General features: G+C 39.2%; 13 protein-coding genes. 11 read left to right on the plus strand and 2 right to left on the minus strand.

Features of this window, described 5'->3' with window-relative positions:
• Nucleotides 1-8 precede the first annotated feature (8 nt).
• The 4 genes from glrR (at nt 9) to GWJ05_RS11250 (ending at nt 4,307) form a co-directional block, all read left to right on the plus strand.
• Nucleotides 9-1,346 carry a two-component system response regulator GlrR gene (glrR, locus tag GWJ05_RS11235; RefSeq protein ID WP_087803278.1) on the plus strand — a complete coding sequence of 446 codons (1,338 nt, stop codon included), beginning with the start codon at nt 9-11 and terminating at the stop codon, nt 1,344-1,346.
• A 73-nt stretch (nt 1,347-1,419) separates the two neighbouring features.
• Nucleotides 1,420-3,036: an NAD+ synthase gene (locus GWJ05_RS11240; protein WP_036935372.1), complete on the plus strand. Its 1,617-nt coding sequence runs from the start codon at nt 1,420-1,422 to the stop codon at nt 3,034-3,036.
• 15 nt (nt 3,037-3,051) lie between these two features.
• A complete protein-coding gene (glnB, locus tag GWJ05_RS11245; protein WP_036935374.1) occupies nt 3,052-3,390 on the plus strand; it encodes a nitrogen regulatory protein P-II in 339 nt (112 codons plus the stop codon).
• Nucleotides 3,391-3,659: 269 nt separating this feature from the next.
• Nucleotides 3,660-4,307, plus strand: coding sequence for a hypothetical protein (locus GWJ05_RS11250; RefSeq protein ID WP_036935377.1), 648 nt, complete (start codon nt 3,660-3,662; stop codon nt 4,305-4,307).
• A 109-nt stretch (nt 4,308-4,416) separates the two neighbouring features.
• Here GWJ05_RS11250 and hmpA read toward each other — a convergent pair whose 3' ends face one another.
• Nucleotides 4,417-5,613 (minus strand): NO-inducible flavohemoprotein, encoded by a 1,197-nt coding sequence (gene hmpA, locus GWJ05_RS11255; protein WP_036935379.1) that lies wholly within the window; start codon nt 5,611-5,613, stop codon nt 4,417-4,419.
• 366 nt (nt 5,614-5,979) lie between these two features.
• Between hmpA and glyA the strand changes: the two genes are divergently transcribed.
• Entirely contained in the window at nt 5,980-7,233 is a 1,254-nt protein-coding gene (gene glyA, locus GWJ05_RS11260) for a serine hydroxymethyltransferase (RefSeq protein ID WP_036935382.1), read from the plus strand.
• 92 nt (nt 7,234-7,325) lie between these two features.
• Nucleotides 7,326-8,480 carry a 3-phenylpropionate MFS transporter gene (locus GWJ05_RS11265; protein WP_036935384.1) on the plus strand — a complete coding sequence of 385 codons (1,155 nt, stop codon included), beginning with the start codon at nt 7,326-7,328 and terminating at the stop codon, nt 8,478-8,480.
• Nucleotides 8,481-8,736: 256 nt separating this feature from the next.
• Here the strand turns inward: GWJ05_RS11265 and suhB are convergent, their stop codons facing one another.
• Nucleotides 8,737-9,540, minus strand: a complete 804-nt coding sequence (gene suhB, locus GWJ05_RS11270) for an inositol-1-monophosphatase (protein WP_023581619.1) — start codon at nt 9,538-9,540, stop codon at nt 8,737-8,739.
• Between the two features lie 125 nt (nt 9,541-9,665).
• Between suhB and trmJ the strand changes: the two genes are divergently transcribed.
• From trmJ to iscA, 5 genes are all read left to right on the plus strand, one after another.
• On the plus strand, nt 9,666-10,394 hold the full coding sequence (gene trmJ, locus GWJ05_RS11275) for a tRNA (cytosine(32)/uridine(32)-2'-O)-methyltransferase TrmJ (RefSeq protein WP_036935388.1): 729 nt from the start codon (nt 9,666-9,668) through the stop codon (nt 10,392-10,394).
• 131 nt (nt 10,395-10,525) lie between these two features.
• Complete coding sequence (gene iscR / locus GWJ05_RS11280; protein WP_006533450.1) at nt 10,526-11,020, plus strand: Fe-S cluster assembly transcriptional regulator IscR; 495 nt, start codon at nt 10,526-10,528, stop codon at nt 11,018-11,020.
• Nucleotides 11,021-11,088: 68 nt separating this feature from the next.
• Nucleotides 11,089-12,303, plus strand: coding sequence for an IscS subfamily cysteine desulfurase (locus GWJ05_RS11285; protein ID WP_036935390.1), 1,215 nt, complete (start codon nt 11,089-11,091; stop codon nt 12,301-12,303).
• Between the two features lie 24 nt (nt 12,304-12,327).
• Entirely contained in the window at nt 12,328-12,714 is a 387-nt protein-coding gene (gene iscU / locus GWJ05_RS11290) for a Fe-S cluster assembly scaffold IscU (RefSeq protein WP_036935393.1), read from the plus strand.
• A gap of 89 nt (nt 12,715-12,803) precedes the next feature.
• Entirely contained in the window at nt 12,804-13,127 is a 324-nt protein-coding gene (iscA, locus tag GWJ05_RS11295; RefSeq protein ID WP_036935396.1) for an iron-sulfur cluster assembly protein IscA, read from the plus strand.
• Nucleotides 13,128-13,171 lie beyond the last annotated feature (44 nt).

Genomic DNA, 13,171 nt, shown 5'->3' on the forward strand with positions numbered 1-13,171 from the left:
GAATGTGCATGGCTGGCCATAAATCAGCAAATCTTTTACTTGTCGATGACGATCCTGGGTTATTAAAGTTACTTGGTATGCGATTAACAAGTGAAGGTTTTCATATCTTCACCGCTGAAAGTGGGCAAGAAGCACTAAAACTTCTCTTAAAAGAAAAAATCGACCTTGTTATTAGCGATCTACGCATGGATGAAATGGATGGTATGGCATTGTTTGCTGAAATACAGCGTCAGCAACCAGGAATGCCAGTGATCATTCTGACTGCTCATGGCTCAATTCCTGATGCAGTCGCAGCAACACAACAAGGAGTATTTAGCTTTTTAACGAAACCCGTGGATCGTGACGCGCTTTACAAAGCGATTGATGAAGCGTTGGAATTAGTCACCACGGTTTCAGATGAAGAGTGGTCAAAAGATATCGTGACACGTAGCCCACAAATGCTACGTTTATTAGAGCAGGCAAAGTTAGTCGCACAATCTGATGTCAGTGTGCTTATTAACGGACAAAGTGGTACTGGTAAAGAAGTGCTTGCTCAAGCTATTCATCGTGCAAGCCCTAGAGCCAAAAAACCTTTTATTGCTATTAACTGTGGTGCCTTACCGGAGCAACTTCTAGAATCTGAACTATTTGGTCATGCTAAAGGTGCTTTTACAGGGGCTGTGAGTAGTCGTGAAGGTCTATTTCAAGCTGCTGAAGGCGGTACGCTGTTTTTAGATGAAATTGGCGATATGCCAATGGCGTTACAAGTTAAACTATTACGTGTTTTGCAAGAGCGAAAAGTTCGCCCATTAGGAAGCAACCGTGATATTGATATTGATGTCCGTATCCTTTCTGCTACACATCGCGATTTACCTAAAGCGATGGAGCGTAATGAATTTCGTGAAGATTTGTTCTATCGTTTAAATGTGGTGAATTTACGAATTCCGACATTAAGTGAGCGAGCTGAAGATATTCCGGTTCTTGCAAATCATCTATTACGTGAATCAGCTAAACGGCATAAGCCTTTTGTCCGAAGTTTTTCTACTGATGCTATGAAATGTTTAATGACAGCAAGTTGGCCCGGAAATGTGCGTCAATTAGTTAACGTGATTGAACAATGTGTTGCTTTAACGACGGCTCCAGTGATTAGTGAAGCTTTAGTGACACAAGCCTTGCAGGGAGAAAACACCGCGTTACCCACATTTGCTGAGGCAAGAGGGCATTTTGAAATGACTTATTTGAGAAAGTTACTGCAAATGACGAAAGGCAATGTGACTCAAGCAGCACGTATGGCTGGGCGCAATCGAACTGAGTTTTATAAATTGTTATCTCGTCATGAGTTAGATGCGAATGATTTCAAAGAATAATCTTTTCAGATAACGAATATATTTTTAAACTAGCTTTCCTTTAATGCGAAAGATAGCGGAGAGACTAATTTTTATGAGTCGTAAATTAAAACTCGCAATGGCTCAACTCAATTGGGTTGTTGGCGATATTGAAGGTAACTGTGAACGTATGTTATCTAGCGTTAAAGCGCAAGAAGATGCTGATTTGGTCATGTTTTCTGAGCTGGCTTTATGCGGTTACTCTCCTGAAGATCTGCTATTTCGCCCTGATTTTCAACAGCGTTGTGAAACACAACTTACACGTTTAGAACAAGCAAGTAAAAAAACAGCGATTGTTGTTGGACATCCTTGGTGGCAAAACGGCAAAATTTATAACGCACTTTCATTTTTCTATAAAGGTGAGTTACAAGCACGCTATTTCAAACAACAATTGCCTAATTACGGCGTGTTTGACGAAAAACGTTATTTCCAACAAGGAAATGAGCGTTGTGTTGTACCATTTAAAGGCTATCACTTAGGTTTGTTAATTTGTGAAGATATCTGGATCAATGAACCTATTGATGCATTAAAACAAGCAGGTGCTGATCTCGTTTTATCTATTAATGCTTCTCCTTATAATCGTGAAAAACCGCATGTCCGTACACAACTCATTAAAGAACATTGCCAAAGAACACACCTTCCAGTGATCTATCTTAACCAAATTGGTGGTCAGGATGAGTTGGTATTTGATGGTTGCTCAAAAGTATTTGATGAACGGGGTGCTATTACACATCGTTTAGCTGCATTTGATGAACAGACCGCTATTGTTGAATTCGACGAGTTAAACATTATTCCAATGGCAGATCCTGCTCCGGAACTTTCACCTTTAGCGCAGGTTTATCAAGCATTAGTGCTTGCAACGCGTGATTATGTCACTAAAAACGGTTTTAATGGAGCCATTTTAGGGTTATCTGGTGGGATTGATTCTGGCTTAACAGTTGCTATTGCTGTTGACGCATTAGGAAAAGAGTGTGTTCAAGCCGTCATGATGCCATTTCGTTATACTTCTGAAATGAGTATTCATGATGCCAAAGAACAAGCAGATTTATTAGGTGTTGAATTCGATACGGTATCTATTGAACCGATGTTTGATGCCTTTATGGCACAGCTGGCCCCCATGTTTAAAGATACTGTGGCTGATACCACTGAAGAAAACTTACAGGCTCGCTGTCGTGCCGTGATCTTGATGGCCATGTCGAATAAACGCCGTCGCTTAGTACTTACTACAAGTAATAAAAGTGAATCAGCAGTGGGGTACTCGACATTGTATGGTGATATGGCGGGAGGCTTCGATGTATTAAAAGATGTCCCTAAAACACTGGTTTTTGAACTTTCTAAATACCGTAATACACTTTCACCGGCTATTCCTCAGCGTGTGATTGAGAGACCCCCATCAGCCGAGCTAGCACCAGGGCAAACTGACCAAGATAATTTACCGCCTTATGACATTCTGGATGCTATTCTTGAAGGTTATGTTGAACAAGATAAATCTGTTTCTGATTTAGTTGCCGCTGGATTTGATGAAGTAACGGTCCGTAAAGTGATAAAGTTAGTCGATATTAATGAATACAAGCGACGTCAAGCCCCTGTAGGGCCTCGTATTACAAGTCGTAATTTTGGTAGAGATCGCAGATACCCAATAACAAGCGGTTTTGGTCGCCACAACTGGTAATAGCAGGATAATACGATGAAAAAAATTGAAGCGATAATTAAGCCGTTTAAGTTAGATGATGTAAGAGAAGCGCTTGGTGAAGTGGGTATCACGGGAATGACTGTCACTGAAGTGAAAGGTTTTGGTCGTCAAAAAGGACATACTGAACTTTACCGCGGTGCTGAATACATGGTCGATTTTTTACCTAAAGTGAAAATTGAAATCGTTGTTGCTGATGAAATTGTTGAAACTTGTGTTGATACAATTATGGCAACAGCACAGACAGGTAAAATAGGGGATGGTAAGATTTTTGTTTTTGATGTGAATCGTGTTATTCGTATTCGTACTGGCGAGCAAGACGAAGAAGCTATTTAGTTATCAAATAGTGTAATCGAGCTACTTGTGTTATTTATTTTATAAAAAAAGCCGGATGTTTTTTTAATCAAAACATCCGGCTTTTTCTTTTCTTTGTACATAATTAATTTTTTTATGTTTTGCCCATAGTGCTATTTCTGCTTTGTATAAGTCTATTGATGATAACGAACAATTTATTTTACTATTTTTGATAAATTTTAAGGCACAAAATGTTATTCAATAACTTTTAAGTAAAGCTATTATCATCGACATTAAAAAATCATTAAGGTGTGGGCAACATAATGTTTAATTATTTATTAAAGCGTCTTGCTTTATTTTTATGCGCAGCAGGGCTACTTGCGATCACGACAGGATTTATTTTTATTGATATTTTGGTGCTGAATAATGGGATATCAGAAACGTCAGTAACTGAATTAGGCCAAGAAATTATTGTCGCAATGATTAGCTTATTCTTTTTTATTAAAGCTTGTAAAAATAGTGAACAGCGAGGTGCATTTACTCTTATTATGGGCTTCTTCTTATGCATCCTAATACGTGAGTTAGATGGTGTATTTGATCAAATCGCACATGGTTCTTGGGTTTGGTTTGCATTAACTGTGGCATTTGTCTGTATTGCAATTGCGATTAGAGAAGGTCAAAAAACCTTAAACGGGTTAATTCACTTTATTACTCATCCTAGCCATGGAATGTTAGTTTCTGGTTTATTATGTATTTTGCTATTTTCTCGTCTCTTTGGCATGGGAATATTATGGCACAAATTATTAGGTGAAGATTATAACCGTACCGTGAAAAATATGGTGGAAGAGGGCTGTGAATTATTTGGTTATACGCTCTGTTTAATAAGTGTTATTTGGTATGGATTTTCTGCGAAAAAACATGTCGCTCCCGTGACTATTGAAAATAAATATAGATCATAAAAACAGCATGATATAAATAACAAAAGCGCTGATAAATATAACACTACCAGCGCTTTTATTTATTCTATTTTAAAGTTTAGTATTAATTAATGGTTTGATTATTTTTTGACTATAAATCTTGCATAATAACAGCATGAGGACCAAAACATTCATAATGAAGTTTTTCACGATTAATACCTAATTCAATAAGTTGTTTTGCAACAGACTGCATAAAAGGTAATGGTCCACAAAAATAGAAATGCATATCCGGAATGCTTATCCAATCTTCAACCTGTTTTAATGTCATTAGGCCTTCAAATTGATATTCTTTATTTTGGAGATCTTCAGGTCGTGGGGTGCGATACCAAACCGCTTGCTGATAATGTGGAAGTTGACTGCCGACTCGATGAACTTCATCTTTAAAGGCATGAACACCACCGTGTTCAGCTGCATGTAACCAATTGACATTGGCTTGATGGGCAGAAAGTGTGTGTAGCATTGATAACATAGGTGTTAAACCCACTCCCGCTGAAATTAAGGTGACTGGAGTTGTTGGCGATACCTCTAAATAAAAATCGCCCCCTGGTGCGGCGACTTGTAAAATATCCCCTTCTTGAACATAGTCATGAAGAAAATTCGATAAAATACCTTTCTCTTCGCGTTTTACTGCGATGCGGTATGTTTTATTATTTGAAGATTGAGTTAATGAATATTGACGTATTTCTTGATTTTCAAGACGCTCATCACGGATATAAATGCTTAAATACTGCCCTGCTTGATAAGGCGTAATATCAAGGCCGTCTTCAGGTGCTAATTCAAAGCTAGTAATGACATCACTCTGTTTTACTTTATGTATGACTTTAAAGGCTCGCAACCCCCTCCAACCACCGCTTGTTTGTTCTTTTTGTTGATAAATTTGTTCTTCGCGATTGATAAAGACATCAGCTAATACTTGATAAGCGGCTCCCCAAGCGTCTAACACTTCTTGCCCAGGGCTAAACATTTCATCAATAGTGGCTAATAAATTTTCACCTACGATGGGATAGTGCTCAGGAAGAATATTTAAACTGACGTGTTTTTGTGCGATTTTTTCAACGGCGGGTAAAATGGCAGGTAAATTTTCAATATTTGTTGCATAAGCACATATCGCATTAAATAAGGCTTCACGTTGAGCACCACTATTTTGATGGCTCATGGTGAAGATATCTTTTAATTCAGGATGACGAGAGAACATTCGATCATAAAAATGTGCGGTTAATGCTGGGCCTGTTTTAGCTATAAGAGGAATAGTTGATTTAATTGTCGCGATAGTTTGTGCATCTAACATAATTGCTCCTGAAAAATTTTCAGTTTATTGTGAATTTTTATAAATTGTATTTTATATGCAACTTATCTCTTTTTGATTATTTTGTAAATCCCTGATTTTATTTTTTAACAAAAAATCTCAATTCTTAGCGAATGATGCGGGGTGTTTGCAAAATAAGGCGAGATGTGCCTCAAAAAGGGAAATAAGCACAGGATAAAATGAGGTTGTTAAAAAGTAATAAGATGCTGTTATAATTGAATGGCAAACGATTGCGTATTTTTTCATTAGGGGCTATCTCAATGAAGAAAAAGAGTTTACACTGTATGCCATTCTTTCTCCCGTATGGGAGTTTGTCTTTAGTGAAGTTAGCTGAGTCAGGAGATCTGAATGTTAAAACGTGAAATGAATATTGCTGATTACGATCCAGAATTATGGAATGCAATGGAAGGTGAAGTGACTCGTCAAGAAGAGCACATCGAACTTATTGCTTCTGAAAACTATACTAGTCCTCGTGTTATGCAGGCGCAGGGATCTCAGCTGACAAATAAATATGCTGAAGGCTATCCGGGTAAACGTTACTACGGTGGTTGTGAGTATGTGGATGTTGTAGAGCAACTGGCAATCGATCGTGCAAAAGCATTATTTGGTGCTGACTATGCTAACGTACAACCTCACTCCGGTTCACAAGCGAATGCGGCTGTTTACATGGCATTGTTAAAACCGGGTGATACTGTATTAGGTATGAATTTAGCACAAGGCGGTCACTTAACTCATGGTTCACCAGTTAACTTCTCTGGTAAACTATATAACATCGTACCTTATGGTATTGATGAATCAGGTAAAATTGATTACGACGATATCGCGGTCCAAGCTAAAAAACATCAACCAAAAATGATCATTGGTGGATTCTCTGCTTATTCTGGTTTGGTTGATTGGGCTAAGATGCGTGAAATCGCAGATAGCATTGGTGCTTATCTGTTTGTTGATATGGCACACGTTGCGGGTATGATTGCTGCGGGTGTTTATCCTAACCCAGTTCCTCATGCTCACGTTGTTACTACAACAACGCATAAAACATTAGCTGGACCACGTGGTGGTCTGATCCTTGCTAAAGGTGGCGATGAAGAGTTCTATAAAAAACTGAACTCAGCGGTGTTCCCAGGCTCTCAAGGCGGGCCTTTAATGCACGTTATTGCAGGTAAAGCGGTTGCATTAAAAGAAGCGATGGAACCAGAATTTAAAGTTTATCAGCAACAAGTTGCTAAAAACGCGAAAGCAATGGTAGACGTTTTCTTAGAACGCGGTTATAAAGTAGTGTCTGGCGGAACTGAAAACCACCTATTTTTATTAGACTTAGTCGATAAAGATATTACAGGTAAAGATGCAGATGCGGCGCTCGGTCGTGCAAACATCACTGTTAACAAAAACAGTGTACCCAATGATCCACGTAGCCCATTTGTGACTTCAGGTGTTCGTATCGGTTCTCCAGCAATTACACGTCGTGGTTTTAAAGAAGCGGAAGCTCGTGAATTAGCCGGTTGGATGTGTGATGTCCTTGATAATATCAATGATGAAGCGAACATTGAGAAAGTGAAACAAAAAGTCTTGGATATCTGCGCTAAATTTCCAGTTTACGCATAAGTTTGTAACGATATAATAAAACCCGTTGTACAAGCCCGCTTCGAGAACTTGTTCTTGGCGGGTTTTTTTGCATCTTAAAAATGGGGGATTGGATGGTTATTCCATCAACATTGTGGCTTGCCTTAGATTATTTTACGTATTTCTTCTCATACGGTATCTTTTTACCATTTTGGTCAATATGGTTAAAAGGAGAAGGTGTCGATCCTGCAATGATAGGTCTGTTATTAGGTGTAGGTTTAACTGCACGTTTTGTCGGTAGCCTAATTTTAACGCCCGCGGTAAAAGATCCATCAAAACTTATCACCGCATTACGATTATTCGCCTTTCTCTCATTACTCTTTACTGTTGCATTTATGATGGGCAACCATTGGGCATGGTTATTCTTTGTGATGACTGGGTTTAACGTATTCTTTTCACCTATGGTGCCTTTAGGAGACTCTCTGGCTGGTACTTGGCAAAAACAATTCCCCTTTGATTATGGAAAAATCCGCGTTTGGGGCTCAATTGCTTTTATTATTAGCTCATCATTGTTGGGGATCTTAATTGACGCTTTTGGGCATCCCATCATTCTTTATGGATTGATTGCCAGTACCCTTGCATTATTTCTTACATCGATGCTTCGCCCTAAAGTCATGCCTCAAGGTAAGGTGAAAAAAGCAAAACACAGTAATGTGTCTTTTATGAAACTCATTTCTGATGGGCCTGTTTGGCGCTTTTTGTTATGTGTTTCTCTACTGCAAGGGGCGCATGCCGCCTATTATGGCTTTAGCGCGCTTTATTGGGAAAAGGCAGGGTACGACACTGCAACAATTGGTTATCTTTGGTCATTAGGTGTGGTATCTGAAGTTATCGTTTTTATGCTCAGTCACCGTTTATTCCGCCGGTGGAGTGCAAGGGATTTACTGCTACTTTCTGCTTTTGCAGGGCTTTTACGTTGGGGATTAATGGGAAGTTTTACCGCATTACCCGCACTTATTGTCGTTCAAATCTTACATAGTGGTACGTTTACAGTATGCCATTTAGCTGCAATGCGTTTTATTAGCGCCCGCCAAGAACACGAAATTATTCGTCTGCAAGCTGTATATTCCGCTTTAGCAATGGGCGGCAGTATTGCCATTATGACGATTATATCGGGTTGGCTATATGAAAAACTCCCAAATCAAGAATCATTAATTTTCTGGTTAATGGCAGCTCTAACGATCCCTGCGATGTTGATCAGACCCAAAGTACAGCCTCAAAATACCTAATTCCTCTATTATTCGAACTCATGTGGTTATTAGGCAAATACTAGAGGTTGTGATAATCCGAAAAGTTTTTCTATTTATTGATAAGCAAGAAATGACATCACCATTATTGGACAAAATAGCACTAGACATCAGCAGATTGTCAGTGAGTGAGCTATTAATATAATGAGAAGCGAATAAATAGGTAAGAAAAAAGGCCATTACATTTTACTGTAATGGCCTTTTTCTTTATGTTTTTATCGTTATTTTTACCGACAAATTAACGTTTTAACGCATCTGTTAATTCGCTACGAATTTCAGCTAATAATGCTCTAACGACACGTGGGTTACCAGCAACAATATTACCTGTTTGTAGGTAGCCGTGGTTACCAGTAAAGTCAGAAACGATAGCACCTGCTTCACGAGCAATTAACTCACCGCCTAAGAAATCCCAAGGTTTTAAGCCAATCTCAAAAAAACCATCAACACGGCCAGCGGCAACATAAGCTAAATCTAAAGCTGCTGAACCTGTACGACGGAAATCAGCACAAGGAACAAACAGTTTACCTAACATGTTCATATAAGCAGCTGAATGTTGTTTACTTTTGAATGGGAAACCAGTTGCAAGAACAGCACCATCTAAATCACGAGCATTAGAGCCACGTAGACGATAACCATTTAATTGAGCGCCTTGACCACGAACGGCTGAGAATAATTCATTGCGCATAGGATCATAAACAACAGCCACTTCAGTACGGCCTTTAATGCGTACAGCGATAGAAACAGAGAAGTGTGGAAGACGTTTAATGAAGTTAGTCGTGCCATCAAGTGGATCAATAACCCATTGTATGTCGTGATCTTCACCGAGTAACTCGCCACTTTCTTCCGTAATAATGGTGTGTTTTGGATAAGATTTACGGATGATTTCAATGATTGCTTGTTCTGCGTCACGGTCAACATTAGTGACAAAATCATTGGTACCTTTCTGATTAGTTTCTACAGATTCAGGATTTTCGTAATTTTTGGCGATTAAATTACCAGCCTTACGTGCGGCACGTATGGCAATATTCAGCATCGGATGCATGGTTATCTTCCACAAGATGTTAAAGAACGGGGATAAAAAAACGTGCGAGAGTATAACAGGCATTCGTGTTTCTGGCTACAATTGTGATAAAATAGATGGATCACAAAGCAATTAACAAGAAATCAATGTTAGAAAATATTCGCATCATCCTTGTAGAAACCTCGCATACAGGCAATATGGGCTCCACAGCTCGAGCTATGAAAACTATGGGATTAACTAATCTTTATTTTGTTAATCCAAAAGAAAAACCAGATTCACATTCTATTGCCCTATCAGCAGGTGCAAGTGATGTTATTGGCAATGCACATATTGTTAATAGTATCGATGAAGCGATTGAAGGCTGTGGTTTAGTCATAGGAACAAGTGCCCGTAGCCGTACACTTTCTTGGCCAATGCTTGCACCACGTGAATGTGGTGAACGCTGTGTTATGGAAGCTCAAAATAAACCCGTTGCAGTAATTTTTGGTCGTGAACGTACGGGGTTAACTAATGAAGAATTACAAAAATGTGATTTTCATCTGTATGTTCCGACTAATCCAGAATATGGCTCTTTAAATTTAGCGATGGCTGTTCAGCTTGTTTGTTATGAAATTCGAATGGCAGCACTTGCTCAAGAAGAAAAACAAGAGGAAAATAACCTATCAGAGATTGATTATCCACCCGCAGAGGATATTGAACGTTTTTATGTTCACCTAGAGCAGGTACTTAATGAGTCTGGCTTTATTCGCCCTAAACATCCAGGGCAAGTGATGAGCCGTTTACGCCGTCTATTTACGCGTGCACGTCCAGAAACACAAGAGCTTCATATCTTACGTGGTATTCTAACATCAGTTGAGAAATGGGCTAAGAAATAGAGGGCAAAGTTGATTAACTTAAGTCAACGTTTGTCTGAGTATAATACTTGACTAAAACACTCGGATAAATAGTTGACTAAATTACTCGGGAATGACACAATTTGATTATTGTTCACCACGGAGTATTTGTTATGAGACTGACATCAAAAGGGCGTTACGCAGTTACTGCAATGCTTGATGTTGCATTGCATTCACAGCAAGGTCCTGTCCCCCTCGCTGATATTTCAGAGCGTCAAGGGATTTCCCTTTCTTATCTTGAGCAGCTTTTCTCGCGTTTGCGTAAAAATGAATTAGTCGCAAGTGTTCGTGGTCCTGGTGGTGGCTATTTATTAGGCCGTGATGCTGGGCAAATTTTTGTTGCTCAAGTTATTTCTGCGGTTGATGAATCTGTCGATGCTACCCGTTGTCAGGGTAACAAAGAAGGTTGTCAAGGTGGCGATCGTTGCCTGACTCATACTTTGTGGCGTGATTTAAGTGATCGTATAACCAGTTTCCTAAGCAGTATCAGCCTTGAAGAGTTAGTGAATAACGAAGAGGTTATGGATGTCGCCGATCGTCAAGACAATGAAAAACGCCATGCTATCAATGGTCGTTTACAAGAAACCATTGTTAATATGCGAGTTTAACGGCGATCTCTAGGTAGGCAAAAACAAAATTATTAAAGAAGATCCGTCGTCTTTGGAGTTAGTGAGCAATGAAATTACCCATTTATCTAGACTATTCGGCAACCACTCCTGTTGATCCACGAGTTGCTGAAAAAATGATGCAATGCCTAACTATTGATGGCATTTTTGGTAACCCAGCCTCTCGTTCACACCGTTTTGGTTGGCAAGCAGAAGAAGCTATTGATATCGCACGTAATCAGATTGCTGATTTAATCGGTGCTGATCCTCGTGAAATTGTATTCACATCAGGTGCAACTGAAGCTGACAATCTTGCACTAAAAGGTGTTGCTAACTTTTACCAGAAAAAAGGTAAGCACATCATCACTTCAAAAACTGAACATAAAGCGATTTTAGATACTTGTCGCCAACTTGAGCGTGAAGGTTTTGAAGTCACTTATTTAGCACCAAAAAGTGATGGTCTGATAGACCTTAAAGAACTTGAAGACGCGATGCGTGAAGATACAATTTTAGTTTCTATCATGCATGTAAACAACGAAATTGGTGTTGTTCAAGATATTGCTGCTATCGGTGAATTATGCCGTAGCAAAGGAATTATTTACCACGTAGATGCAACACAAAGCGTTGGTAAACTACCTATTGATCTTTCTAAGTTAAAAGTTGATTTACTTTCTCTTTCTGCGCATAAAGTTTACGGCCCTATGGGAATTGGTGCGCTTTATGTTCGTCGTAAACCTCGCATTCGTTTAGAAGCACAAATGCATGGTGGCGGACATGAGCGTGGTATGCGTTCAGGTACATTAGCTGTTCACCAAATTGTGGGTATGGGCGAAGCTTACCGTATTTTGAAAGAAGAAATGGCTGATGAAACTAAACGTTTAAACGAATTACGTTTGCGTTTGTGGAATGGCATTAAAGATATTGAAGAAGTTTATATCAACGGTTCTTTAGAACACACTGCGCCAAATATTCTTAATGTAAGTTTCAACTATGTTGAAGGTGAATCATTAATGATGGCACTGAAAGATCTTGCTGTTTCTTCAGGTTCAGCCTGTACTTCAGCAAGTTTAGAACCTTCTTATGTACTGCGTGCTTTAGGGTTAACTGATGAACTTGCACACAGTTCTATTCGCTTCTCTCTGGGGCGTTTCACCACAGAAGAAGAAATAGATTATGCAATTAAACAAATCCACAGTGCTATCGGTCGCCTACGTGATCTTTCGCCACTTTGGGATATGCATAAACAAGGTGTTGATATCAACAGTATCGAATGGTCTCACCATTAATCAGACGTTTTCAGGAGTTAAATCATGGCTTATAGCGATAAAGTAATTGATCATTATGAAAACCCTCGTAACGTGGGCTCATTTGATAACAACGACCCTTCTGTAGGAAGTGGTATGGTAGGTGCACCCGCTTGTGGTGACGTCATGAAATTACAAATCAAAGTTGATGATAACGGTGTAATTGAAGATGCACGTTTTAAAACTTATGGTTGTGGTTCAGCGATTGCATCAAGTTCATTGGTGACAGAATGGATGAAAGGCAAAACACTAGATGAAGCCGAATCCATCAAGAATACCGCCATTGCCGAAGAGTTAGAATTGCCACCCGTGAAAATTCACTGTTCAATTCTTGCTGAAGATGCAATAAAAGCAGCGATTGCAGACTATAAAAGCAAACGCCAAGGCAAGTAATTGTCTTTTATAATAAAAAAATAAAATATTGGCGGATGCTGAAGCTTTTTTTCAGTATCCGCTTTCGTTCTTTATGAGTGAGGTGTGCCATGTCAATTTCCCTTACAGAATCCGCCGCTAATCGTGTTCGCTCTTTCCTGTCTAATCGTGGTAAAGGTGAAGGTTTGCGTTTAGGCGTAAGAACATCCGGTTGTTCTGGAATGGCTTATGTTCTTGAATTTGCTGATGTCATCAATGACGAAGATACTGTTTTTGAAGACAAAGGTGTGAAAGTTATCATTGATGGTAAAAGCATGGTCTATTTAGATGGAACTGAGCTTGATTTCGTCAAAGAAGGATTAAACGAAGGCTTTAAATTTAACAACCCCAATGTATCAAATGAGTGTGGTTGTGGTGAAAGCTTCACCGTGTAATTTATGTTAAAACACGGTATTAACGTTAATTAATCCAAGAGTAG

The sequence above is a fragment of the Proteus sp. G2626 genome (genome assembly GCF_009915985.1).
GTDB classification, from domain to species: Bacteria; Pseudomonadota; Gammaproteobacteria; order Enterobacterales; family Enterobacteriaceae; genus Proteus; species Proteus vulgaris.

Coding starts and splice junctions, on each gene's coding strand:
- glrR (WP_087803278.1), top strand. CDS start 9: ATGGCTGGCCATAAATCAGCAAATCTTTTACTTGTCGATGACGATCCT.
- GWJ05_RS11240 (WP_036935372.1), top strand. CDS start 1,420: ATGAGTCGTAAATTAAAACTCGCAATGGCTCAACTCAATTGGGTTGTT.
- glnB (WP_036935374.1), top strand. CDS start 3,052: ATGAAAAAAATTGAAGCGATAATTAAGCCGTTTAAGTTAGATGATGTA.
- hmpA (WP_036935379.1), bottom strand. CDS start 5,613: ATGTTAGATGCACAAACTATCGCGACAATTAAATCAACTATTCCTCTT.
- glyA (WP_036935382.1), top strand. CDS start 5,980: ATGTTAAAACGTGAAATGAATATTGCTGATTACGATCCAGAATTATGG.
- GWJ05_RS11265 (WP_036935384.1), top strand. CDS start 7,326: ATGGTTATTCCATCAACATTGTGGCTTGCCTTAGATTATTTTACGTAT.
- suhB (WP_023581619.1), bottom strand. CDS start 9,540: ATGCATCCGATGCTGAATATTGCCATACGTGCCGCACGTAAGGCTGGT.
- trmJ (WP_036935388.1), top strand. CDS start 9,666: ATGTTAGAAAATATTCGCATCATCCTTGTAGAAACCTCGCATACAGGC.
- iscR (WP_006533450.1), top strand. CDS start 10,526: ATGAGACTGACATCAAAAGGGCGTTACGCAGTTACTGCAATGCTTGAT.
- GWJ05_RS11285 (WP_036935390.1), top strand. CDS start 11,089: ATGAAATTACCCATTTATCTAGACTATTCGGCAACCACTCCTGTTGAT.
- iscU (WP_036935393.1), top strand. CDS start 12,328: ATGGCTTATAGCGATAAAGTAATTGATCATTATGAAAACCCTCGTAAC.
- iscA (WP_036935396.1), top strand. CDS start 12,804: ATGTCAATTTCCCTTACAGAATCCGCCGCTAATCGTGTTCGCTCTTTC.